General features: G+C 70.1%; 20 protein-coding genes and 1 pseudogene. 9 read left to right on the top strand and 12 right to left on the bottom strand.

What is annotated here, in order from left to right:
- Positions 1-555 precede the first annotated feature (555 nt).
- The 4 genes from Q7A36_RS32745 (at position 556) to Q7A36_RS32730 (ending at position 4,834) form a co-directional block, all read left to right on the top strand.
- Complete coding sequence (locus tag Q7A36_RS32745; RefSeq protein ID WP_305108003.1) at positions 556-1,629, top strand: glycosyltransferase family 4 protein; 1,074 nt, start codon at positions 556-558, stop codon at positions 1,627-1,629.
- 50 nt (positions 1,630-1,679) lie between these two features.
- Positions 1,680-2,777: a glycosyltransferase gene (locus Q7A36_RS32740; RefSeq protein ID WP_305108001.1), complete on the top strand. Its 1,098-nt coding sequence runs from the start codon at positions 1,680-1,682 to the stop codon at positions 2,775-2,777.
- A 122-nt stretch (positions 2,778-2,899) separates the two neighbouring features.
- On the top strand, positions 2,900-3,880 hold the full coding sequence (locus tag Q7A36_RS32735; RefSeq protein WP_305108000.1) for a GDP-mannose 4,6-dehydratase: 981 nt from the start codon (positions 2,900-2,902) through the stop codon (positions 3,878-3,880).
- 6 nt (positions 3,881-3,886) lie between these two features.
- On the top strand, positions 3,887-4,834 hold the full coding sequence (locus tag Q7A36_RS32730; RefSeq protein ID WP_305107999.1) for a GDP-mannose 4,6-dehydratase: 948 nt from the start codon (positions 3,887-3,889) through the stop codon (positions 4,832-4,834).
- A gap of 79 nt (positions 4,835-4,913) precedes the next feature.
- Here Q7A36_RS32730 and Q7A36_RS32725 read toward each other — a convergent pair whose 3' ends face one another.
- The 9 genes from Q7A36_RS32725 to Q7A36_RS32685 form a co-directional block, all read right to left on the bottom strand.
- A complete protein-coding gene (locus tag Q7A36_RS32725) occupies positions 4,914-5,996 on the bottom strand; it encodes a hypothetical protein (protein WP_305107998.1) in 1,083 nt (360 codons plus the stop codon).
- Between the two features lie 163 nt (positions 5,997-6,159).
- Positions 6,160-8,562: a putative bifunctional diguanylate cyclase/phosphodiesterase gene (locus Q7A36_RS32720; protein WP_305107997.1), complete on the bottom strand. Its 2,403-nt coding sequence runs from the start codon at positions 8,560-8,562 to the stop codon at positions 6,160-6,162.
- 91 nt (positions 8,563-8,653) lie between these two features.
- Positions 8,654-9,772, bottom strand: coding sequence for an EscU/YscU/HrcU family type III secretion system export apparatus switch protein (locus tag Q7A36_RS32715; RefSeq protein WP_305107996.1), 1,119 nt, complete (start codon positions 9,770-9,772; stop codon positions 8,654-8,656).
- Positions 9,773-9,787: 15 nt separating this feature from the next.
- Positions 9,788-10,546, bottom strand: a complete 759-nt coding sequence (locus Q7A36_RS32710) for a flagellar biosynthetic protein FliR (RefSeq protein ID WP_305107995.1) — start codon at positions 10,544-10,546, stop codon at positions 9,788-9,790.
- Positions 10,547-12,610: a flagellar biosynthesis protein FlhA gene (flhA, locus tag Q7A36_RS32705; RefSeq protein WP_305107994.1), complete on the bottom strand. Its 2,064-nt coding sequence runs from the start codon at positions 12,608-12,610 to the stop codon at positions 10,547-10,549.
- Positions 12,611-12,623: 13 nt separating this feature from the next.
- Positions 12,624-12,887 carry a flagellar biosynthetic protein FliQ gene (locus tag Q7A36_RS32700; protein ID WP_305107993.1) on the bottom strand — a complete coding sequence of 88 codons (264 nt, stop codon included), beginning with the start codon at positions 12,885-12,887 and terminating at the stop codon, positions 12,624-12,626.
- Positions 12,888-12,944: 57 nt separating this feature from the next.
- Positions 12,945-13,235 carry a flagellar hook-basal body complex protein FliE gene (locus Q7A36_RS32695; protein ID WP_305107992.1) on the bottom strand — a complete coding sequence of 97 codons (291 nt, stop codon included), beginning with the start codon at positions 13,233-13,235 and terminating at the stop codon, positions 12,945-12,947.
- A gap of 8 nt (positions 13,236-13,243) precedes the next feature.
- Complete coding sequence (flgC, locus tag Q7A36_RS32690) at positions 13,244-13,687, bottom strand: flagellar basal body rod protein FlgC (RefSeq protein ID WP_305107991.1); 444 nt, start codon at positions 13,685-13,687, stop codon at positions 13,244-13,246.
- A 2-nt stretch (positions 13,688-13,689) separates the two neighbouring features.
- Positions 13,690-14,091 (bottom strand): flagellar basal body rod protein FlgB, encoded by a 402-nt coding sequence (locus Q7A36_RS32685; RefSeq protein ID WP_305107990.1) that lies wholly within the window; start codon positions 14,089-14,091, stop codon positions 13,690-13,692.
- Between the two features lie 157 nt (positions 14,092-14,248).
- On the opposite strand from Q7A36_RS32685, the gene Q7A36_RS32680 reads away from it, so the two are divergent.
- Positions 14,249-15,619, top strand: a complete 1,371-nt coding sequence (locus tag Q7A36_RS32680) for a FliI/YscN family ATPase (RefSeq protein WP_305107989.1) — start codon at positions 14,249-14,251, stop codon at positions 15,617-15,619.
- 123 nt (positions 15,620-15,742) lie between these two features.
- On the opposite strand, the gene Q7A36_RS32675 is transcribed toward Q7A36_RS32680, so the two are convergent.
- On the bottom strand, positions 15,743-15,943 hold the full coding sequence (locus Q7A36_RS32675) for a hypothetical protein (protein ID WP_305107988.1): 201 nt from the start codon (positions 15,941-15,943) through the stop codon (positions 15,743-15,745).
- Between the two features lie 549 nt (positions 15,944-16,492).
- Positions 16,493-16,928 (bottom strand): annotated as a pseudogene (gene tnpA, locus Q7A36_RS32670) (IS200/IS605 family transposase).
- A gap of 209 nt (positions 16,929-17,137) precedes the next feature.
- Here tnpA and Q7A36_RS32665 point away from each other — a divergent pair.
- The gene (locus Q7A36_RS32665) at positions 17,138-17,755 is read left to right on the top strand and encodes an RNA-guided endonuclease InsQ/TnpB family protein (protein ID WP_305107987.1); all 618 of its coding nucleotides are present in this window, start codon (positions 17,138-17,140) and stop codon (positions 17,753-17,755) included.
- A 499-nt stretch (positions 17,756-18,254) separates the two neighbouring features.
- Complete coding sequence (locus Q7A36_RS32660) at positions 18,255-19,952, top strand: hypothetical protein (protein WP_305107986.1); 1,698 nt, start codon at positions 18,255-18,257, stop codon at positions 19,950-19,952.
- 19 nt (positions 19,953-19,971) lie between these two features.
- On the opposite strand, the gene Q7A36_RS32655 is transcribed toward Q7A36_RS32660, so the two are convergent.
- Positions 19,972-20,400, bottom strand: a complete 429-nt coding sequence (locus tag Q7A36_RS32655; protein ID WP_305107985.1) for a hypothetical protein — start codon at positions 20,398-20,400, stop codon at positions 19,972-19,974.
- A 94-nt stretch (positions 20,401-20,494) separates the two neighbouring features.
- Here Q7A36_RS32655 and Q7A36_RS32650 point away from each other — a divergent pair, with 94 nt between their 5' ends.
- On the top strand, positions 20,495-21,337 hold the full coding sequence (locus Q7A36_RS32650; protein WP_305107984.1) for a S1 family peptidase: 843 nt from the start codon (positions 20,495-20,497) through the stop codon (positions 21,335-21,337).
- Positions 21,338-21,943: 606 nt separating this feature from the next.
- Positions 21,944-22,201: a hypothetical protein gene (locus Q7A36_RS32645; protein WP_305107983.1), complete on the top strand. Its 258-nt coding sequence runs from the start codon at positions 21,944-21,946 to the stop codon at positions 22,199-22,201.
- Positions 22,202-22,934 lie beyond the last annotated feature (733 nt).

Here is a 22,934-nt window from a genome sequence, read left to right as displayed (position 1 = left end):
GAAAGGCGGGCGTGGCGCTCCGTGCGGTCATGCCCCGATTGACCCGTGACAAGGCGAAAGAGTGCTGCAGGCCACGCAGGCATGGGTCCGCCGGTCCGGTTTTGCCGCAGCCGATGCTGACGAAGGGCTTGCCGCCCCCGTAGAACGAACGGCGCGCAGAGGCGGGCCGGGTTGATGTGGTCTCAGCGGCCACCAAGCCGCAGGAACCCAGTGTTCGAGGCACGCAGAACATCAGTTCCGTCGCTGCTGCTGCGTGAACGCGACGACATACCGCCGCACCCCATATTTCTACAACCATTTGGCATATATCTACTTTACAAAATCAATCTAAAATCAGCAACGCTGGACTCGCTCATGCTCATCTGGAGCAATCCCCCCAGAACTCGTGGAATATTCAGAACGGTTCAGACGACAACCCTTTCTCGGATCGACCGGCCTCATCCTGCGAACCGAGGCCATGCTGCACGACGAAACCGGCACAGCACTTGGTTTGCGATGCAATATACTTTATTAAATGATGCATAAGGATACGTTCCTGAGGAAAAATTATTGCGGGTGCTTCTGTGGTACTGGGGCAGGCGGGGCGGCGGGGCGCAGTTCGCGCTCTCCCTGGCGCGCGCGATGGTACCGAATGGCCTGACCCTGTCCGTGTCCCGGCAGGGCGAGCTCGTCGAGGCCTTCCGCGCCCTGCCCGTGCCGCGGCAGGAGGTCTGCACCTATACCGACCGGATCGGCTTCGCGGCCGGCCTCGGCCGCGTACCGCAGCTTGCCGCCGCCCTGCGACGCTTCGCCGTGGCGGAGGACGCGCCCGTGGTGCTCTCCGCCATGTCGCATCCCTGGACGTCGCTGGTCGCGCCTTCGCTGGCGCGGGCCGGCCTCGCCTATGTGCCCGTCATCCATGATGCGGTCCCGCATCCCGGCGATCCAGGCCCCCTGTTCCAATGGCGGCTCGATCGCGAGCTCGCCGCGGCGCGGGCCGCGGTGGTGCTGAGCAACGCAGTGGCGAGCAAGATTGCCGCGCGTCGGCCCGATCTGCCGCTGATCCGGCTGTCGATGGGCGCGCACCTGCCCTACGACACGGCACCGGCCGCGACGCCGCGCTCGGATTTCCTCTTCTTCGGCCGCCTCCGCCACTACAAGGGCCTCGACCTCCTGCGGAATGCCTGGCCCCGGCTGCGCGCCATCCGCCCGGATGCGAGGCTACGGGTGGTCGGCGAGGGCAATGCGGAGGCCTGCGCCCCCGGTCTGGCCAGGCTGCCCGGCGTCGATGTCGAGCAGCGTTGGGTGCCGGATGCCGAGCTGGCACCGCTGATCGCCTCGACGCGCGCGCTCGTCCTGCCTTACCGGGAAGCCAGCCAGTCCGGCGTCCTGCCGCTCGCGCTCGCGCTCGGCGTGCCGGTGGTGGCGACCGCCGTCGGCGGCCTGCCGGAGCAGGTCGAGGACGGCAAGGCCGGGCTGGTCAGCGCGCCGACGCCCGATGCGATTGCCGCCGCCATGCTGCAACTGCTCGACCCCGCCACCTATGACCGGCTGGCGAGTGGTGCCCGGCGGGCCGGGACGCGCCTGCGGGACTGGAGCCAGCAGGCGCAGCACCTGCGGACGGGCCTCGACGCTGTTCTTGCGAAATGAGCCCGGCGCATCAGCTGTGGCAAGCCCTGCCGCGGGGTCTGCGGCGGGAGATGCTGTTCACCGCGACCGCCGCGCTCGCGCCGCCCATCGCGCGACCCGAGCCGCCGGGCCGCGGGAGCCTGACGGTAGCGGGATATTTCAGCGCCATGACCGGGTTGGGCATGGCGGCCCGCCGGCTGCACGTCGGGCTGCAGACGGCAGGGCTGGAGGCGGCGATGGCCGACCTGACCGGGCCGCTGCGCCAGGGACCGCCCGGCCCACCGCCGCAGGTACCGGACGGGCCGGGCACCCTCCTCGTGCACGTGAACGCGCCCATGCTGCCCTGGGCCCTGCTCGCCCTCGGCCGTCGGGCCGTCGCCGGCAAGCGCGTGATCGGCGTGTGGAATTGGGAGTTGCCGGTGCTGCCGGCCGATTGGACACGCGGCTTCCGCGCCTGCCACCGGATCTGGGTCGCCTCCCGCTTCGTGGCCGAGGCCTGCCGGCGGGCATCGGGCGCGCCCGTCGCGGTGGTGCCCTATCCGGTGCCCCGGCCCTGCCCTTCCGGCCTTCGCCGCGCCGATTTCGGCCTGCCGGAGGACGCATTCGTGGCGCTGCAGGTGTTCGATGCGGGCTCCTCGCTGTCGCGCAAGAATCCGCTCGGCGCTATCGCGGCGCACCGGGCGGCGTTCGGCGACAGCCCGTGCCACCTGCTGGTGCTGAAAACCCAGAACGCCGCCCGTGCCGGCAGGGCCTGGGCCGAGGTGGCAGCCGCCGCGACGGCGACGGCGAATGTACGGGTGATCGACCAGGTGATGCCGGAGGCTGATCTCGCGGCCCTGATGCTGGCCGCGGATGCCGTCCTCTCCCTGCACCGCGCCGAGGGCTTCGGTTTCGTGGTCGCGGAGGCGATGGCGCTGGGACGGCCGGTGGTTGCCACGGGCTGGTCGGGCAACATGGACTTCATGGCCGGGCCCGGAACCTTCGCGGTGCCGTGGCGGTCGGTGCCGGCCCGCGATCCGCAGGCCACCTACGACCTGCCGGGCGCCACCTGGGCGGAGCCGGATATCGCCGCCGCAGCGGCGTATCTGCGGCGCCTGGCCGCCGACCCTGCGCCGCAGACGCCGTCCATGGTCTTTCCGCTGCCGGATTACGCGGCCTTGCTCCGCTAGGCGGCAACGCCGCAGGGGAGCGGATGCTAACGCAGATGCGATCCACTGCGGCGCGGCGCAGTGTCGCCAGCATCGGGGGCAGGCCTTAAGCCGGCAGAGCATAAATTCATGGTTGTCAAGATATGCGACGCGCATTGGTCACCGGCATCACCGGACAGGATGGAGCCTATTTGTCGCAACTCCTGCTGGAGAAGGGATACCAGGTCTTCGGGCTGCTGCGGCGCTCGGCCTCGGCCGAGGTGATGGGCGAGCGGCTGCGCTGGCTCGGCATCGAGGGCCAGGTCGAGATGATCGATGGCGACCTGATGGACCTCTCCTCCATCATCCGCGCGCTGCAGGTCACCAGGCCGGCCGAGATCTACAATCTCGGCGCCCAGTCCTTCGTCCGCACCTCCTGGGATCAGCCGCTGCTGACCGGCAACGTCACCGGCCTCGGCGCGCACAACGTGCTGGAGGCAGCGCGCCTGGCCGCGCCGGAGGCGCATTTCTACCAGGCCTCCTCCTCGGAGATGTTCGGCAAGATCCAGCAGGACCGGCAGAGCGAGCGCACGCCTTTCTATCCACGCAGCCCCTATGCCGTGGCGAAGCTCTATGCCCACTGGATCACGGTGAACTACCGCGAGAGCTTCGGGATGCACGCCTCTTCGGGCATCCTGTTCAACCATGAAAGCCCATTGCGCGGCATCGAGTTCGTCACCCGCAAGGTCACCGACGGCGTGGCGCGCATCAAGCTGGGCCTGGCCCGGGAGCTGGTGATGGGGAATCTCGAGGCGACCCGCGACTGGGGCCATGCGCGCGACTACGTGCGGGCGATGTGGCTGATGCTGCAGCAGGAGACGCCGGACGACTATGTCGTGGCGACGGGGCGCACCGTGAGCGTGCGGGAGATGTGCCGCGTGGCCTTTGCCTGCGTCGGCCTCGACTACCAGGAATTCGTGCGGACCGACGAGCGCTTCATGCGGCCCGCCGAGGTGGACGTGCTGCTCGGCGACGCGGGCAAGGCGAGGACCAGGCTCGGCTGGGTACCGACGATTTCCTTCGAGGACATGATCGGGGAGATGGTCGAGGCCGATATCGCCCGCCACCGCGCCGCCAGCCGCTGACGCATCATGCAGCGCATCCTTGTCACCGGCGCCGCCGGGTTCGTCGGCGGCCATCTGCGCCCGGCCCTGCGCGCGGCCTTCCCGACGGCGGAGCTGATCGCCGCCGCCCGCGGCGGCGCGGTTGCCGGCTGGGACCGGACGGTGACGCTGGATTTGCTCGACCCGGCAGGCTGCGCCCACGCACTGCGCCAGGTGCGGCCGGACGCGATCATCCATCTCGCGGCGCTCGCCATGGTCGCGGCATCCTTCCGCGACCCGATGCTGACCTGGCGGACGAACCTGCTGGGCACGGTCGCGCTCGGCGAGGCCGTGCGCATGGAGGTACCGGAGGCGCTCTTCGTACATGCCTCCTCGGCCGAGGTGTATGGCCTCTCGTTCCAGGGCGGGGTGGCGCTCGACGAAGCCGCGCCGCTGCAGCCGGCCAATCCCTATGCCGCGTCGAAGGCGGCCGCCGATCTGGCTGTCGGCGAAATGGCGCTGCGCGGCCTTCGCGCCATCCGGATGCGGCCCTTCAACCATACTGGCCACGGCCAGTCCGACGGCTTCGTCGTGCCGGCCTTCGCCCGGCAGGTCGCGGCCATCGCGGCCGGACGGGCGGAGCCGGTGCTGCGGGTCGGGGCGCTCGAGCGCTGGCGCGACTACCTCGACGTCGCGGATGTCTGTGCCGGCTACGTCACCGTGCTGCGCCGGGGCGGCGAGTTGCACCCCGGCGCGGTGTTCAACCTGGCCAGCGGCACGCCGCGGCACATCGGTACCATCCTGTCCGATCTCATGCGGCTCGCCGGCGTCACCGCGCGGATCGAGGAGGAGGCCACACGCCTGCGGCCCACCGACGTTGTCCGCACGATGGGCGACGCCGCGGCCGCGCGGCGGGACCTCGGCTGGGCCCCGTCCGTACCCTGGGAGACGACACTCGCCTCGGTGCTGCAGGACTGGCAGGCGCGGCCGGGCTGACGTCCCGGCGGCCCGGCCGCGCCGCCGCGGTTGCGGAGGGCGCGGCCGCGGCGCCGGGAACCATCCGGACCGGAACGCCTCAGCGCCCCGCCAGGGCAAGCGCGATGGCGAGCACGCTTTGATCCCGCAGCACGGTCGCATAGCGCAGCCTGACGGACAGGCGGTACTGGTCCGTGGTGCGGGGCAGCAGCACACGGCTGAGCCGCATGTTCTCGACACCTTCGGGGACATCATAGGCGAAGACCATGGAGTCCTCGCGCCCGCGCACCGACTGGTAGCTGCGAAACCGCCCGAGCAGCTTCTGGAGCCGCCCCATCCCGCTCTCGCTTAGCGGCATGCGAACCTGCCAGTCATGCACATCCAGCAGGCATTCGTTGTCGCCACTCCAGTCGATGCCGTCGGCCCGCACCGCCGCGGCCATTGCCACGGGATCATCGACCTGGCGCGGGAGGGACGACGCTCCCAGGGCGGCAGGCCAGACCAGCAGCGGACGCCGTCGTGGCGGCTGCGGCGGGACCATTTCGATCCTGAAGCGCCGGCTGCGACCGGCACCGGAGATGTCGACCGTGTGCCGCAACAGGGCACGTCGCACCACCGCCACGTCATGCGCGCGCACCGCCCCGACGAGGGGCAGCGAGGGCGTGCGCCCGGTCAGCAGCATCGCCGTCATCGTCTGCGCCATCCAGGCCGCCGCCCGCATCGCCGCGCGCTGCACGCGGGCATCGGCCATCGACTGCGCCAGGCGGAACTGCCGCTCTTCCGCAGCCGGCGATACCAGCTTCTCCTGGAGCAGCTCCATGTGACGGCGGTGGTCCGCCCGCAGCTTGGACGACACCAGCGAGCCCAGCCATGCGGTCGCCCGTGTGCCCCAGGACAGGTGGTTCTGGACCATCCAGACCTCCATGCGTCCCTTGTAGTGCTGCTCGGCCGCCTCGATCTCGGCAAAGCCTGCCGCCATGTCCTCCAGCGCTGCCAGGAAGGAATCCCGCGCCGCCCGGCCCGAACCGGGCAGCGCCGTGACCGCTCCGTTCTCGACGGTCAGGTTGCCGCCATCGGGGAAGACCTCATCGAGTTCGGCAAGGATCTCCCGCCGCGACTGCATGTGGGAGAGCCATTCTTGATCAGAAATAATGGTAGGCATCGACATCGGATCGGGGTGCATGGCATTTTCCTGAGGCAGGCCCGTTTCAGCGCCCTCTGACGGACAGGACCACGGATTATTTCAGAGGTCCGCTGCCCTCAAGTCGTCGGGTGCCTCCGCGCAGCCGCTGTGGAGATGGCATCGCGCCAGGTGCGACAGACGCACCGCTGCGCTGCGGCACCTGTCAGTGGACGACACTGCCGGCATCGGCGCGAAGGCCCGTCACGGCCGCGAAGGCGCCGATCGGCGCGGGCCGGCCGATCAGGTAGCCCTGGATGTCGGCGCAGCCGCTCTCGGCCAGGGCCCTGCGCTGCTCCTCGGTTTCCACTCCTTCGGCGATCACCGGCAGGCCGAGGCCGTGCCCGAGGCCGAGCACGGCGCGGACGATCGCCGCCGATTCGGTGGAGGAGGCAAGGTCGCGGACGAAGCTGCGGTCCACCTTGATCTTGTCGAAGGGAAAGGCGCGCAGCGTGCTGAGCGAGGAGTAGCCGGTGCCGAAGTCGTCGAGCGCGATGCGCACACCGAGCTCCCGGAGCCGCGTCAGCACCGTGAGGGCGCGGGCGCCATCGCGCAGCAGGACGCCCTCGGTCACTTCCAGCTCCAACCGCGTCGGATCGAGGCCGGTTTCCGCCAGCGTCGCCGTGACCAGCTCGACCAGGTCGCCGTGCTGGATCTGCACCGGCGAGACATTGACGGCAATGCTGAGCGGCACCTTCCAGCGCGCCGCCTCGGCGCAGGCCTCGCGCAGCACCCAGGCGCCGATCGGCACGATCATGCCGCTCGCCTCTGCCAGCGGGATGAACAGGTCGGGTGGCACCAGCCCGCGCTCGGGGTGGCGCCAACGCAGCAGCGCCTCGAACCCACTGATGCCACAGGAGCGGACATCGGCCTGCGGCTGGTACTGCAGGAAAAGCTGGCCTTCGGCCTCGGCCCGCTTCAGGTCCTGCTCCAGCTGGCGGCGGTTGCGCGTCTCCGTCTCGAGCGCCGGGTGGTAGAAGGCGAAGCCGTTCCGCCCGCCCTCCTTCACCTCGTAGAGCGCCATGTCGGCGCGGGCCAGCAGCGTCTCCGGCTGGTCGCCATCGGCCGGGAAGAGCGCCACGCCAACCGAGCCGGAGATGGAAACCTGCTGGCCTTCCAGGATGCGGAAGGGCCGGGACAGCGCTCTGGTCAGCCGCGTGGCGAGGCGCGCGGCGCCCTGCGCATCGGCCGCGGACTGCACCACCACGAACTCGTCGCCGCCCAACCGGGCGGCGACGTCCGCCTCACGCAGCTCGGCGCAGATCCGCGCCGCTGCCTGGCGCAGCAGGTCGTCGCCGGCGGCATGGCCGTGCAGGTCGTTCACCGCCTTGAAGCGATCGAGATCGAGGCAGTGCACGGCGAGGCCGCGGCCGGTCGTGCGGGCGAGGGCGAGCTCGGCGGCGAGGCGCTCGCGCAGCATCACGCGGTTCCCGAGCTCGGTCAGCGAGTCGTGCAGCGCCAGGTGGCGGATCCGCGCCTCGCTGGCCAGCGAGGCGCGCAGGTCGCGCACGGCGACCACCTTGCGTTCGCCGGAGAGCGCCTCCAATGGCCGTACCCGCAGCTCCACCGGTACCGCCACATCCTCGGCACCGGCCAGCTCGACCGTGATCGGCCGGCTCTCCGCCTCGAGCAGCAACGCCGCGACCTCGCCCGCCCGGTCCGGTGCGAGGAAACTGGCGAGCGGCATGCCGACCACCTCCTGCCGCGGCCGGCCGAGCAGTCCGGCGAGCTGATGGTTCATCTCGGCGATGACCGGGCCGTCGCAGATCGCCACACCCTCGAAGGTCGCCTCCGCCAGGCTGCGCAGCCGTGCCGCCTCCTCGGCCTGCCGCCGTGCCGTGCCGCGGGCGTCCAGCAGCAGGGTCGCGAGGCCGACGAGCAGGACGAAGCCGACGCCGAGGCCGAGCACGAGCGTCAGCGCATGATGGTCACCTACGGCGTCGGGCAATGGCAGCGTCGGGTCAGGCAGCGCCTCGATCGCCGCCATGCCGGTGAAGTGCACGGTGCCGATGCCGGCGGTCAGGACCAGGGCGGCGCCGACACCGCGCCGCCAGCCCCCCCGTGCCGCCAGCCGGAAGGCCGGGGCGCCCAGCAGCACGATGGCGAGAAGCGAGGCGAGCACCAGGGGCCCGTCGAAGTGCAGCACCGCCTGGATGCGCAGACCCGCCATGCCGAGATAATGCATGGCGCCGATACCCGCCCCGGCCAGCGCGCCGCCGGCGAGGTGCCGCCCGGTGTCCTGCCCGGTGCAGAGTCCCGCCCCGAGGATCGCGGCCAGGACGGCGACCACCGCCGAGGCGAGCGTGGTGCCCAGGTCGAAGCCGGTTGGCAGGCCGGGGTCGTAGGCGAGCATGGCGACAAAATGCGTGGTCCAGGCGCCACCGCCGAGCACCAGCCCGACCTGGATCTGCCAGCACCATTGCATCCGCCGCTGGCCGCGACGCCCGGCCTCGCGCATCCGCTCCATCAGCAGGCAGGCGGCCAGACTCGCCAGCAGACAGATCACCACCGCTCCGACCACGATCATCGGATCGTGGTATTGCGACAGGCAGCCAATGACTCTGAGCATGTCCCTTGCCTCGTGGCCACCGGCACGGACGGGCACCGCCGATGCGGCATCCCCCTGCCGCTCCGGTGGTGGGATGGCGGCCGCCGCAGGATTACAGACGAGCGCCTTGCGTACGCCCCGATCCGGTGCCTCGATCCGCACCGCGCGGCTGGCCGGCGCGCGCCCAGACGATGCCGATCACCTTCGCCACCGCCTCGAAATGCGCCTTGGGGATGGTCTCGCCGATTTCCACACTGGCGTGCAGCGCCCGGGCCAGCGGCTTCTCCTCCACCACCGGCACGCCAGCCGCCCGCGCCGCCTCCCGGATGCGCAATGCCACCGCATCCACGCCCTTGGCGACGCAGACCGGCGCCGGATCCTCGCCGCGGCGATAGCGCAGGGCGACGGCGAAATGGGTGGGGTTGGCGATCACCACCGTCGCCTTCGGCACCTCGGCCAGCATGCGCCGCTTGGAGCCCTGGCGCTGCATCTTGCGCCGGTGCGCCTTGGCATGCGGGTCGCCTTCGGTCGAGCGCAGCTCCTCCTTCATCTCCTGCAGGCTCATGCGCTGGCGGCGGCGGTACTCGAACTGCTGGAAGCTGATGTCGAACAGCGCGATCACGCCATAGACCAGCGTGGCGGTGCCGAGCAGGGCGAGCAGCACCTCCAGCGCCAGGGGCCCGAAGGCGACGGGGTCGAGGGCGGCGAAGCCGGTGCTGCGGTCATAGAGCGGGCGGATGACGACATAGGCCGCGCCGGCCGAGGCCATGGCCTTGGCCAGCGACTTGCCGAACTCGACCAACGCCTTGAGGCCAAAGATGCGCTTGAGGCCGCGCATGGGCGAGAGGTTGGAGAATTTTGGCCGGATCCGCTCCGCCGTGACCACGACGGAGCCCTGCGCCAGGTAGGGTATCAGGCCGCCCGCCATCATCAGGCCGAACAACGGCAGCAGCACCAGGACGATGGCGCCGGTCAAGGCGAGGCCGACATCGCGCAGCCCGATCTCGTTCAGCTCCAGCCAGCCCTCCGGCTGCTCGATGAAGGGCAGCAGGACCGCGGCGACATGGCCGGCGAGCAGGGGACCGCCGAGGCCGACCACCACCAGCACGGCGAGGTGGACGCCGAAGCTCGCGCCGTCGCGCGAGATGGGGACGTCGCCGCGCCGCCGTGCCTCCTCGAGCTTGCGGGGCGAGGCGTCGAGCGTCTTTTCCTGGCCGTCCTGCTCCGCCATCGCGCCCTCCTCGCCTCAGCGCAGCTGCATGCCCTGGCCGAGGGCGCCCAGCGCCTCCCCGAGCAGGGAGGGCGCGGTCGCCGCCAGGAGGTAGAGGCCGGCCAGCAGCAGCGCCGGCGCGCCGATCATGAAGACCGGCATGGACGGCAGGGCGCGGTTGATGCCGGCCATGGCCAGGTTGGCCGCGAGCGCCAGCACCAGGAAGGGCATGGCGAGCTGCACGGCGAGGGCGAAGCAGCGCGCCACGGCCAGCGCCAGCAGCTCGGCCGTCTGCGGCAGCGCCGGCAGGCTGCCGAGCGCGACCACCTCGTAGCTCTCGGCCACCGCGCGGAGTGCGGCATGGTGGCCGCCGATGGCGAAGAGCGCGGCGATGCTGCCGGCCTGGATGGCGGCGCCGAGGGTGGCCGAGGGATCGGGGCCCATGCCAGTGGTGAAGATGTTGGCCAGACCGATGCACTGGCCGATCACCTGACCGGCCGCCTGGATGCCGGCCACTACCAGCCGCCCGAGCAGGCCGAGCACGATGCCCGCGGTGATCTCGGCCACCACCATCCGGAGCGTCTCCAGCGTGGCGCCGCCAGGGCTGGCCGGTCCGGCGACCGGCGCGAGGCAGAGCGCCATGGCGAGCGCGGCCAGGGTGCGGATGCGCGCCGGCACGCCGGCATCGCCGAAGCCCGGCAGCAGCAGCAGCGCCGCCGAGATCCGGCAGAAGACCAGCAGCAGCCGGTGCAGCTCGGCCGGTAGCGCGGCCTGCAGGGAGAGTGCCGCCTGCACCTAGATCTGGCCGACCGTGCGCAGCCGCGTGCGCTGATGCAGCTCGGCATGCGAGATGACGGCGATGGTCGGGTTGATCCGTTCCACCAATTGCCGGATGAAGGGCCGCGCCGGCGCCGAGGTCAGGATCGCCGGCCAGTCGCCGCGCGCGGTCGCCTCGCCGATGCGGCTGCGCATGTTGGCCACCAGCTCCTGCACCCGCGACGGGGCGAGGAGGAAGCTGCGCTGGTCGCCCTCCTCGATGATCGCCTCAGAGACCTCGCGCTCCCATTCCGGCGAGAGGACGAGGGCGGTGACGTTGCCGTCCTCCTGTGCCAGGCCGCGGCAGATCTGCATGGCCAGGCGCTGGCGGACATGCTCGGCGAGCTGCGGCACGTTGCGGGTGAAGCTCGCCGCCTCGTGCAGGGCCTCGAGGATCAGCGGCAGGTTGCGGATGGAGACGCGCTCGGCCAGCAGCGTCGCCAGCACCTTCTGGACGGAAGCGAGCGGCAGCAGCGCCGGCACGAGGTCGGAGGCCAGCCGCTGGTGCTCCTGCGGCAGGCCATCCAGCAGCCGCTGCGTCGCGGCATAGCCCTGCAGCGACGCCATATGCTGCTTCAGCAGCTCGGCGAGGTGTGTCGTCACCACCGTCTCGAGGTCGACGACGGTGAGGCCCGCGCGCATCGCCGCCTCGCGGTGCTCCGCGTCGATCCAGCGGGCGCGGATGCGGAAGGCCGGCTCGAGCGTGTCGGTGCCGGGGATGGCGATCTCCTGCCCGCCGGGCGAGAAGGCCAGCAGGCGCCCGAGCATCATGGTCTCGCGCGCCACCTCCACGCCCTGCACCTGGACCGAGTACTCGCCGGAAGCGAGGTTGAGATTGTCCTTGATGCGCACCGAGGGGAGGATGAAGCCGAACTCCAACCCGAAGGAGCGGCGGAGCTTCTTCACCCGGTCGGCGATGCCGCCCTGCTTGCCCGCGGTCAGCGGGACGAGGCCCATGCCGAGCTCGAGGCAGACCTCGTCCACCCGGATCAGGTCGGAGATCGACTCCTCCGCCGCCACCGCGCCGCTGCCGGCGGCGGGCTCGGCCGCCGCCTCGGCGACGCGGCGGGCGCTGCGCTGCGCCAGCCAGCCGCCGCCCGCGGCCATGCCGCCGAGCACGAGGAAGGGCAGGAAGGGCAGGCCGGGCAGCAGGGCGAAGAGGCCGGCGAGCGCCGCCGCGAGGTAGAGCGGCTTCGGCTGGGCGCCGAGCTGGCCGACCAGCGCCTTGTCCGCCGAGCCGCGCAGGTTGCCCTTGGTCACCAGCATGCCGGCGCCGATCGAGACGATCAGCCCCGGGATCTGCGAGACGATGCCGTCGCCGATGGACAGCGTGACGTAGTGCGAGGCGGCGGTGGACAGCGGCAGCGAATGCCGCAGCGTGCCGATCACAATGCCGCCCAGCACGTTAACGCCGGTGATGATGATGGCGGCGACCGCGTCGCCGCGGACGAATTTCGAGGCGCCGTCCATGGCGCCGTAGAAGCCGCTCTCATCCTCCAGCTCGCGCCGGCGGCGCCGCGCCTCCTTGTCGTCGATGGTGCCGGCCGCGAGGTCGGCGTCGATCGCCATCTGCTTGCCGGGCATGGCATCGAGGCTGAAGCGCGCCGCCACCTCGGCAATGCGGGTCGCGCCCTTGGTGACGACGACGAAGTTCACCACGATCAGGATGGCGAAGACGATCACGCCGATGATGAAGTCGCCGCCGACGACGAAGGAGGCGAAGCCGTGGATGACCCCGCCCGCCGCCTCCAGCCCGGTATGGCCGTTGGCGAGGATGAGGCGAGTGGTGGCGAGGTTGAGCGCGAGGCGCAGCATCGTCGCCATCAGCAGCACGGTGGGGAAGGCCGAGAAGTCGAGCGGCCGGTCGATCCAGATGGCGACCATCAGGATCAGCACCGAGAGCGTGATGGAGGTGGCGAGGCCGATATCCACCAGCCAGGTGGGCATCGGCAGGACCAGCACCGCGAGCAGCACGACGAGCGCTGCGGCGAAGAGCAGGTCCTGGTGGCCGAGGCCGCGCTTCAGTCGGTCGAGAATGCCCATTTCGGTTCGTCCGTCAGAGGCCGACGATGCGGTGCGCGATCTCGTCCATGAAGGCGCGCAGCGCGGCGAAGCCGAGCGGCAGGCTGAGCATGACGACGAGCAGGGTGACGACGATCTTCGGCACCGCCGCCAGCGTCATCTCCTGGATCTGCGTCAGCGCCTGCAGGATGGAGACGGCAAGGCCGGCCACCAGCGCCGCCAGCAGGGGCGGGCCGGCGACGACGATGGTGGCCCAGAAGCCGCTGCGCAGGATCTCGACGACGTCGCCCTCGTTCATCGGGCGGCGCCGCGGCGCGGATGGCGCATGGGGATTCTCCCGGCGGGCGCTGCGGCGTCAGACCGTCATGCGCAGCACGTCGGAATAGGCCGAGAGGGCGCGGTCGCGGAGCTGCGTGACCACCTGCACGGTCAGCTCCGCCGCCGCCGCGGCCTGCACCACTTCCTGCACGTCGGCAGTGCCGGCGACGCCGCGGGCGCTGGTCGCCTCGGACTGCCGCAGGGTGTTCAGCGCGCCGCGCGTGGCCTCGCCCACCATGTTGCCGAAGTCGCTGCGGGCCGTGGCCTGGGCGCCATAGGCGCGCATGGCGACGGAGACGGGCTGGATGGCGGCGGTCTGCGGGGTCATGGCCTGGGTCAGCCTTTCAGGATATCGAGCGTCTTGGCGTACATGGAGCGGGCCTGCTGCACGACCGCGACGGAGGCCTCGTAGGAGATCTGCGCGGCGCGGAGGTCGGCCTGCTCGATCAGCGGCTGGACGTTGGGCAGCTTGACGTAGCCGCGCTCGTCGGCCGCGGGGTGGCCGGGGTCGTATTCCAGGCGGAAGTCGCCGGGGTCGCGGGTGATGCGGCCGGGCACCACCAGCTGCGCGCCGGAGGCACGGTCCACCTGCTGCTCGAAGGTCAGCACGCGCCGGCTGTAGGGATCGCCGCCGGGCACCGCCGCGGTGCTCTCGGCATTGGTTAGGTTCTCGGTCGCAAGGCGCATGCGCAGCGCCTGCGCCGACATGCCAGAGGCGGCGGTGGCCATCGCCTGGCTGATCGCCCCGACGCCGCCGACCGGGCTGTTGCGGGAGAGCATGCTCAACGGCCCCCGGCGGCGGTGCGCAGCAACCCGATGTTGCGGCGGTAGACGGTCGTCGCCAGGTCATAGGCGCGACCGACATCGGCCTGCTTCAGCATCTGCTCCTCGAGATCCACGGTGTTGCCGTCCGGGTCCTCGCCGTTCGAGGCGCGCCGGCCGCGCAGCGGCGCGGCGCCAGGCCCGGCATCGGTGACGTGACCGGGCCGCGTCGCGGCCGGGGACAGGGAGGCGCCCGGCATGGCGCGCAGCAACGCGCTGTCGAAGCTGAAGGGCTTCAGGTCGCGCGCCTGGTAATGCGGGGTGTCGGCATTGGCGATGTTCTGCGCGAGCAGATTCTGGCGTTCCGCGAGGTAGCGCATGCGAGCGCCCGTCACGCGAAACACGTCGATGCCGTCGAGCATGTGGTTTCTCCGCAGCACCGCAAAGGCCGGTGTGATATGGGCAGACCATAATCGCATCATTGGTTGTTATCCAGATTTTTTCGCATAGACGGCAGGAGCGCATCGGGCGAAACTGCACGGGCGGCTGAAGCCGCGACAGCACCGTGGGAAGCGCAGCGTGACCTCGATCCAGGCAGACCTCGCCAGCCGCCCGCCGGCGGCCACCCTGGCCGATGCGGCCGAGCAGATCCGCCGCCTGCCGCGGGCCGAGCGCTGGGGCACCCTGACCGGCGTGCGCGGCGCGAGCCTCACCGTCGCCGGCCTCGGCCGCAGCCTCACGCTCGGCGACCGGCTGCAGATGCTGCGCGCCGGCGGCGCGCCGATCCCGGCCGAGCTGGTGGCCTTCGGCCCCGAGGGGGCGATCGCCGTGCCGGAGGGCCGGACCGAGGGCCTGGCGCCGGGCGCCCGCGTCCTGCTCGGCGAGGCGCCGATGCTCTTCCCCTGCGAGGCCTGGCTCGGCCGGGTGGTGGACGGGCTGGGCCGGCCGGTGGACGGGGCCGGGCCGCTGCCGGCCGGCCGGCGCGCCGCGCCGCTGCGCAACCTGCCGCCGGATTCGCTGCGTCGCCGGCTGCTCGGGCGAAGGCTGGAGACCGGCATCCGCGCGGTCGACGTCTTCACGCCGATCTGCCAGGGCCAGCGCATGGGCGTCTTCGCCGCCTCGGGCGTCGGCAAGTCCACGCTGATGGGCATGCTGGCGCGCTTCATCGAGAGCGACGTGATCGTGGTGGGGCTGGTCGGCGAGCGCGGGCGGGAGGTGCGCGAATTCCTCGACCGCACCCTGGATGCGGAGGCACGCCGCCGCGCGGTCGTGGTGGTGGCTACCTCCGACCAGCCGGCCCTGGCGCAGCGCCGCGCCGCCCAGGCTAGTCTGGCGGTTGCGGAGTATTTTCGCATGGAAGGGCGGCAGGTCTTCCTGCTGCTGGATTCCGTGACCCGCCTCGCGCATGCGCAGCGGCAGATCGGGCTCGCCGCCGGCGAGCCGGCGACGGCGCGGTCCTACACGCCCTCGGTCTTCACCGAGTTGCCCGCGCTGCTGGAGCGGGCGGGGCCAGGGCCGGAGGGCGAGGGCGACATCACCGCGGTCTTCACCGTGCTGGTGGACGGCGATGACCATGACGAGCCGATCGCCGATGCGGTGCGCGGCATCCTGGACGGGCACCTGGTGCTCGACCGGAAGATCGGCGAGCGCGGCCGCTGGCCGGCGATCGACGTGCTGCGCTCGGTCAGCCGCTCGCTGCCGGGCTGCCACACGGCGGAGGAAATGGCGCTGCTGGCCGAGGCGCGGCGGCACCTGACGACCTATGCCGACATGGCGGAGCTCATCCGGCTCGGCGCCTACCGGGCGGGCAGCGATCCCGCGGTGGACATGGCGATCGGGCTGCAGCCGGGGCTGGAGGCGCTGCTCGCGCAGGGGGTCGCGGAGCGCGCCACGGCGCCGGACGCCTTCGCCCGGCTGGCGGCGGTGCTCGGCGGGGCGGCGGTGAGCTGAGAGGCGGAGAGGCCGGGGGCGGGCCCGGCAGGACGGGGCGGCCGCGGGTCAGGCCGCGGCAGGAGCCCCGAAGCGTCAGGGCCGGGCGGCCGCGGCGGCGCCACAGGCCGCCGCCGGCCGAGGTCAGGAGCGGACGTCCACCGCGGGCACCTTGGCACTCTGCACCGGGACGACATAGGCCGGCGCGCAGACATGCACCTGGCCGCCGTGGGCGAGGTACTGCTCGACCATGTGGCGGATCTCCTCCTCGCTCGGCTGGCCGGCGGCCTGGCAGCGCCGGATGCGCGCCACCCGCTGGTGGCCGCGAGTCGTAGCATTTCGCATAGCTTCGCCACGGCGGACCTGGCCACTGGCGGCGGAGGGGGGAAGGATTGGCGTTTCGTCCACGGCTGCCATCGCTTGACTGAATGTTGCGCAAAGGTTGAGGAATTCTTCTTCGGAACAGACTTATTCGCAATAGATCACGCCCGCGAGAGCTTTTTGCGGGCCGGCCTGCTCAGAGAGATTTTTCGCAGTGCATGTTGCTAACTTGCAACAGCGGCGGCATCCCGATCCGGGATCCTGAGCACGGCGGCCTGGGATGGTCAGGTAAAGGCGTGCAGAGGTGGCCGTGCCAGAATTGAGCCCGGCAGAAACGCCAGGGAACAGGCCCGGGCCGGCATCCTCAATGTCGAAGCAGGGCGGGACACGCGTGGCGTTGGGCACCGTTGCGTGCCGGGCCATCCACGCCAGACCGGCGGAACGGGACCGCCTTGCAAGCCTGCGATCCGCACCGCGTGCGTCAACGGAAAGACAGAGCCTCGGAAGCCGGGTCAACGCAGCAAGTTATGGATTTTCGCATATCTGAAACTGCCGTTGGGGCGGCGGATCGCCTCACGCCGTGCTTGGCGAAGTCTCCAGGGACAAACCGGGACAGGATCGAGCGCCCGCGGGATGCCACCGGAGCGCTCCTATGTCACCGCCGGTCGAGACGGCGAAGTAGGAGGGCGACCACAGCACACCATAGACGTACCGGCGGGCGATGTCTGGCCACTCCTTCCGCAGCAGGCGGCTGGACGTGCCCTTGAGCGCATTGACCAGCCCGGAAACCAACACCTTCGGCGGGTACTCGACAGTGGCGTGCAGGTGGTCGGCCTCGCCGCCGCAGGCGAGCAGTTCGCAATCCATCGTGCCGCAGACCTTGGTGAGGTGGCCCTGTAGCCATTCCAACGTCTCGGCATCGAATACCTTGCGGTGGTATTTGGTGACGCAGACCAAGTGAACAGTAAGGCGTGAAAACGCTGTGACGCTCTCGCCTGAAGCCTTGTATGACTTCCGCAGACGTTCCGATACAGAGTCAAGAACGCAACGGCAGGCAAGTGCCTGTCGCGCATGGCCCGTGCGGCGAACACCGTCTGGAACTACTGCGGTGTCATTCAGAATGACGGCCGCCGTCACAACAAGCGGTGACCGTCCTTTCCCGAACTGGCGCGCCTGACGGCCGGAAGCAGCAAGGAACTCGGACTGCACAACGACACCGTGCAGGATGTCCTCAAGCATTGGGTCAAGGCCCGCGACACGACGCGGCGTCGTCCACGCTGGCGGGCCAGCCGAGGGCCGAAGCGTGCGTTGGGCTGGGTGCCCTTCCAGTGCGCCCGCCCTCTCAAGGTCGCGGGCGACACCGTCACCTTCCTCGGCAGGACGTACCGGCTCTGGCTGTCGCGTCCGATCCCGACCGACATCCGCTCGGGTAGTGTCAGCCAGGACGCCGAAGGGCGCTGGTATCTCAACCTCGCCTGCGAGGTCGCGGATGACTTGCCCGCCGGGACCGGCGAGGTTGGCATCGACCTCGGCCTGACAGACCTTGCCGCCCTCTCGACCGGCGAGAAGATCGAGAACCCGCGCCACATCTGCACGGCGGCGGCGAAACTGGCGCGCGCCCAGCGGGCCGGGCGCAAGGCGCTGGCGCGCAAGATACATCGCAAGGTGGCCGCCCAGCGGCGCCACTTCCTGCACGAACAGTCCACCTGCATCGTCAGGGAGAACGCCCTGATCTGCGTCGGTGACGTGAACAGCGTGGCTCTGGCTTGCACCCTTCCTTCGCCTCGGGCTTGCGCCACAAGTCGCCTTATTTCGAAACGATGGCGTGAACGCTAGCGTACATAGATCGCCCGTTGCATTGATAGACAACATGATTGGTTACGACATCGGTTTTTGACAATGGCTGTGGCGAGTTCCGATGCGATGGCGGCACGGCGGCCGCTGAAAGAGGTTGGAACCGTCTGACAGCAATGTAATGTAAATTTTTCGCAGGATTGCCTAGCTCTGTGATGTATGAGCTGCCGCCTGCGGCGGCCGAGGGAAACGGGCACCCGATCCTGCGTCCGGTACTCGCAGTTTCGCGGTCAGGTCCGTATGCTGTGGCTGTGGTCAAGGGCGATCGGGCACATGGCGCGCGTCCTCGCAGGTTGGATGGTGCGGTGGCGCAAAGCTTACCTTTTTCTTGCTTCAGGCGGCTGGATCGTACCGATGAACGAAATGGAACCCTGGCCTGCCGGGACGCGGTGAGGCTGGTCTGGAATGGCATGAGGGCTATGGAATGCGGTCGGACGGGTATGGGGCCGCGAGGGGTGGCTCCGGGCTGCGGGAGAGCGACGTGGATCGGATCGTGCAGATCCAGTCCGCGGACCCGCATGGGCCGGCATTCAGCATTGAGGTGATCACGCCGGAGGCCGCGGTCGGCTTGCTGCAATGCAAACGGCCCACGGCCCGCGAGAACCCGACCGCGATCGCCAACTATGCTGAGGCGATGCGCGAAGGCCGGTGGATCCTGAACGGCATGCCGCTGATCCTCTCGCGCTCCGGCCTGCTGCTGGACGGGCTGCAGCGGCTGCGGGCCTGCGTGCGGGCGGGGGTGCCCTTCACCACGGTGGTGGCGCGCAACATCCCCGATGACGTGCTGCACACCATCGACCAGCAGCGCCGGCGCTCCTTCGCCGGCGTGCTGGAGGCGCGCGGGATGCAGCATGCCGGCGCGCTGCAATCGGCGCTGGTCAAACTGATCCGCTACCAGGACCGGCAGATGACCCGCACCTCCGGCTCGCCCTCCTGGTCGCGGCTCGACCGGGTGCTGGCGGCCAACCCGGACCTGGTCTCGGCGGTGAAGATCTCGCTCGAGAGCGAGGCGACCACGCTGGCCGAGGCGGTGCGCACGCCGCTGATCTTCATGGGCTTCCGCGTGGACAAGGCGGTGACGCGGCGCTTCCTGGACGCGGTGGCGCATCCTGACCGCTACGAGCCGATGGAGCCCGGGGCGCGGGTGCGCGACCTGATCGAACTGACGCGCGGCGACCCGGCGACCCGGCTGAAGCCGGCGACGCTGTTCGCCATCTGCATCAAGGCGATGAACGCGGCGCTGACCGATACCCCGCAGCGCAGCTATGCCTGGCTGGACCGCAGCGTGAACCCGACACGCGGCGAGGAATTCCCCGAGCTGGTCGGCTATCCCGGCCTCACCGACCCGGTCGAGACGGGTGCCACCGACGAGACGCAGGCGAAGCTGCGCGAGGCAGTCGCCAACCTTGAGCGGGAGGCGCATGTCTTCCCGCTGACGGTGGAGACGATTACTCCCGCGCTGGCCGAGGAGTACCTGGCGCACAACGCGCAGAACCGGCGCATCATCGCGGCCCATGTGGACGCGATCGCGCGCGACATCCGCAGTGGGCACTGGATGATGAATGCTCAGCCGATCTGCTTCTCGCGCTCGGGCCGGCTACTGAACGGCCAGCATCGCCTCTCCGCGGTGCTGCAGGCCGGCCAGCCGATCGAGGTGCCGGTAATGCGCGGCCTGCCGGACGAGGCCTATGCCACCTACGACATCCACGCCAAGCGCGGCCCGCATCTCGGCATGGCGCTGGAGAGCTTCGGCGACCGGCCGCTGGTGGCGGCGGCGGCGGTGCTGCTGTGGAAGCGCGAGCTGAAGCCGGCCGGCGCCCGCAACGCCAAGCCGACGCCCTCCGAGGTGACGCATATCGTCGAGCAGCATCCGCGCCTGCTGGAGCTGCGGACCTTCGGGCGGAAGATGGTGGAGTTCGGCCGCGGCTCGGTGATGGCCTATGCTGCCTACTGCATCGAGCGCGACGACCCCGAGCTCGGGCGGCTCTTCCTCGAGCGCTTCGAAACCGGGGCCGAGCTGCCGCGCGGCCACCTCATCCTCGAGCTGCGTCGCCGCCTGCAGATCCTGCGCCGCGAGCGCGCGAGTCAGGAGGAGCAGTTGCGCGAGATCCTCGCGGCCTGGGCACGCTTCCGGCAGAAGCCCGACCTGCCCACCGTGCAGGATCACGCCACCGCTTGAAGGTGGCGCGCCGGCGGAGTCACCCAGGGATCGCCGCCGCGCCGGACGTCGGCAGGCAGCGCACCGCCTCCTCGGCCGCCAGCTCGGCGAGGCGGGCTGCCGTGCGCCGCGCCTCCTGTTCGGCGGCCGCCTGGGCCAGTTCAAGGCGATGGCGGTGCGCCAGCGCGTCCTGCAGGGCATGGCGCGAGGCCGCCTCGCGCTGCTCGGCAGAGTGGACCGCGGCCGCATGCGCCCGACCGAGGCGCCGCGCCGTCGCGGCCCATGCCTCCCAGTCCCGCCAGGCCCCGACATCTTCGCGCCTGGCCGCCTGCTCCCCCTGCAGCCGCACCTCGTGCGCGGCGAGGCCGGCGCGTGCCGCCGCCAGGGCCCGGCCTGCCGCAAGCAGGTCCGACTGGCGCTGATCGACCTCGTGCCCCGCGAGCCTCAGCAGAATGCGGATACCCTGCACGGCCTGACTCCACGCGATAGGCCGGAGCGAAATGCCTCCGATCCCGTGGGTTGATGGTGTAGCATCTATTTTTCGCATCCGCTACGGGACCGGCATGCCGCGCGCCGTTGGAAGTGTCCTCCTGGGTCTTGCCTTTCTGGGCGCCGCGCTGCTCGGCTGGTCGCAGCGCGGCGCCGGCAACCCGCCGCAACGCCCGCCGGAGGTGGCCGCCCCTGTCCGGCATGTCTCCGGCTCGGGCTTCCTGGTCGCGCCTGGCCGTCTCGTCACCAACGACCATGTCGTCCTCGCCTGCCGTAAGGCCGGCGGCGGAATGGAGATCCCCGGCCTGCCCGGGCCATGGCGCGTGGCGCATGAGGATCCGGACTCCGATCTTGCCTTGTTGGCAGGGCCCGAGACGGTGGCGGACATCCTGCCGCTGTCGGCGGTGCAGGGCCTCGCGCGCGGCACCGCGGTGCTCGCGCTCGGCTATCCGGTCGAGGCCATGGCCGGCCGCCCGCCCGGGGCGCTGCGAGCACAGGCGGGCCAAGTGCTGCGCGCCATGCTGAGTGTGCACGACCCTGAGGCCGGCCGGGCCGAAAGCTTCGTCCTACGCGATCGCGGCGGACGGGAGATCCCGGCAACCTGGGAGGATGGCGTGCGGTTCTTCGGTGCGGCGCGGGAGGAGCGCATCCGCTGGCTGCTGGAGATCGACGTGCCGGCCGCCGCCGGCACCTCGGGCGGACCGGTGCTGGACGCGGACGGCAATGTGGTGGGCGTGATCCATGCCGGCGACCGCCGGCGAGGCTTCTCCGGTACCATCACGCCGAAGGATCTGCGGGATTTCCTCGGCCGAGCCGGCGTGCTGCCGCGATTCCGTCCCGGCCATGTCGCTACGCCGCTCGACTGGCGGCGGATCGAGGCCACGGCCGCGCGCAGCGTCCACCGGATTCTCTGCTAGCTGTGGCTGGATGCGGAACGTGGGCCACCGGGGTCGCCCATCGGCACCGTATGGTCGATACCACGGCCGATTGGCCCTGCCCGTCTTAATTTTCCCGCAACTCTTCGCACCGACAACGGTTGCGGGCAGTAGCGACACCGGCGGGCACCGGGTGGAGATGCTGCTCCTTCTCGACTCGCGGCCTGCAGTAGGCTGCAGCGGTGGGCAGACCGGAGTGTGACGCCGCCGACACAGTGGGGCTGGCGTGGCGTGATGCTTTAGCTTGCCAACACCTACTACCAACTGCGTCGATAGACAACAGTGCATTTTTTGCATAAAAGAATTTCTAAGACTCTATCATTTTTTATTAAATATATCGAATTTGACATGAATAATTGCTTGCCGGCTTCGTGCCGTGCGAGGCGCCAGTGCTTTGCGAATACCGGCACGGTGGCGGTGATGTTAGCCCGTCAGGTTTACGGCAAGATTTATATTTTGAATCAGTATCATATGCCTTTGGCATCGCGAAAATGGTAACTTTCAGTTGAAAAATTCCTTGCTTCTCTGCGCAATGATTGTATTTTCTGGACGTGACCTACCGCTGCCTCCGAGCCAAGGTGCCCGTTCATGCTCCCTGTCGATTTGCGCGCCCTGCAGGATCTCGCCAGCAGGGCGATCGTCTCGATCTCTTGCGCGATTGAGGATGTTCTTGAGGATTCGCAGCGTGGCTATCTGCTCGAGGCGATGCAGGCGCTCGACGATATCGAGGCGACGCTGGAGACGGCGTTCGAGATGAGCATGGACACGGCGGGCAGCGAGGGCGCCGTCCCCAGCCTGCGGATCGTCGGCAGCCAGGAGACGAGCGGCGTCTCGCAAGTGGCCTGACGCCGAGCAGTACACCATGCGGTTGCGGGCAGGCCCGTCGGACCCGGATGTCGGCCCGATGTCGTATCTGGCCTGCGCGCGTCGTCCGGCCCTCTCCGGCAACCGCGAGGAATGCTGCTCAGCGTCATCGTTGGATCCGAGGACCTCGCCCGCTTGGCTGCGATCCGCGGCGACCGGAACCGCCCGCTCAGGCGCATGGCCTGCAGCCGGAGACGGTGATCGTCTCCGACGATGCCGGCCAGTTCGCTCTCGGCGAGCATGCGCTGTGCCGAGTAGGTGGGGATGTTGCCATCCCCACCCCTCGCAGACCCGGACGTGCAGATTTCCCGCATCCGGTTCCTCACGGGAGAGCTTCGCTCGCCATCATGTGGCGACCCCCAGATCGGCTATCCGCTGGCGTTCTGTGGACAGGTTTGCGGGGTTCAGTGCCCCCTCCCGTGTTTCCCGCCACCGGTTCTCTCTCCGTGGCGCCTCCCTTCCCTCCGTCGGGTCCCAGCGAGTCCGGTTCCCCGACTTCGCAGGTACTATGAAGGCGCTACGACTTCCCCTGCACGTATGTCCCGGTCCCTTATGGGTTCGGTTCCAGGCTCCCCAGGCTTCCCTGTGTTCGCGCTCGCCGAAGCGCTCCCAGTGCGGCAGGGATCCGCGTCTGGGCCTGGGCCTTGGTCAGCCGGGCTGCCCTATCCGGCACTCTGCCTGAGGACCTGCAAGGGATCTCACAGGTTTCCTGACC

Origin of the sequence: Paracraurococcus lichenis, assembly GCF_030657435.1 — a bacterium.
In the GTDB taxonomy this organism is placed as follows: domain Bacteria; phylum Pseudomonadota; class Alphaproteobacteria; order Acetobacterales; family Acetobacteraceae; genus Paracraurococcus; species Paracraurococcus lichenis.
This window is presented reverse-complemented; position numbering and strand designations above follow the sequence as displayed.

Coding starts and splice junctions, on each gene's coding strand:
- flhA (WP_305107994.1), bottom strand. CDS start 12,610: ATGGGCATTCTCGACCGACTGAAGCGCGGCCTCGGCCACCAGGACCTG.
- flgC (WP_305107991.1), bottom strand. CDS start 13,687: ATGCTCTCCCGCAACAGCCCGGTCGGCGGCGTCGGGGCGATCAGCCAG.
- Q7A36_RS32650 (WP_305107984.1), top strand. CDS start 20,495: ATGCCGCGCGCCGTTGGAAGTGTCCTCCTGGGTCTTGCCTTTCTGGGC.
- Q7A36_RS32695 (WP_305107992.1), bottom strand. CDS start 13,235: ATGACCCCGCAGACCGCCGCCATCCAGCCCGTCTCCGTCGCCATGCGC.
- Q7A36_RS32735 (WP_305108000.1), top strand. CDS start 2,900: ATGCGACGCGCATTGGTCACCGGCATCACCGGACAGGATGGAGCCTAT.
- Q7A36_RS32740 (WP_305108001.1), top strand. CDS start 1,680: ATGCTGTTCACCGCGACCGCCGCGCTCGCGCCGCCCATCGCGCGACCC.
- Q7A36_RS32725 (WP_305107998.1), bottom strand. CDS start 5,996: ATGCACCCCGATCCGATGTCGATGCCTACCATTATTTCTGATCAAGAA.
- Q7A36_RS32645 (WP_305107983.1), top strand. CDS start 21,944: ATGCTCCCTGTCGATTTGCGCGCCCTGCAGGATCTCGCCAGCAGGGCG.
- Q7A36_RS32675 (WP_305107988.1), bottom strand. CDS start 15,943: ATGCGAAATGCTACGACTCGCGGCCACCAGCGGGTGGCGCGCATCCGG.
- Q7A36_RS32715 (WP_305107996.1), bottom strand. CDS start 9,772: ATGGCGGAGCAGGACGGCCAGGAAAAGACGCTCGACGCCTCGCCCCGC.
- Q7A36_RS32685 (WP_305107990.1), bottom strand. CDS start 14,091: ATGCTCGACGGCATCGACGTGTTTCGCGTGACGGGCGCTCGCATGCGC.
- Q7A36_RS32730 (WP_305107999.1), top strand. CDS start 3,887: ATGCAGCGCATCCTTGTCACCGGCGCCGCCGGGTTCGTCGGCGGCCAT.
- Q7A36_RS32720 (WP_305107997.1), bottom strand. CDS start 8,562: ATGCTCAGAGTCATTGGCTGCCTGTCGCAATACCACGATCCGATGATC.
- Q7A36_RS32700 (WP_305107993.1), bottom strand. CDS start 12,887: ATGAACGAGGGCGACGTCGTCGAGATCCTGCGCAGCGGCTTCTGGGCC.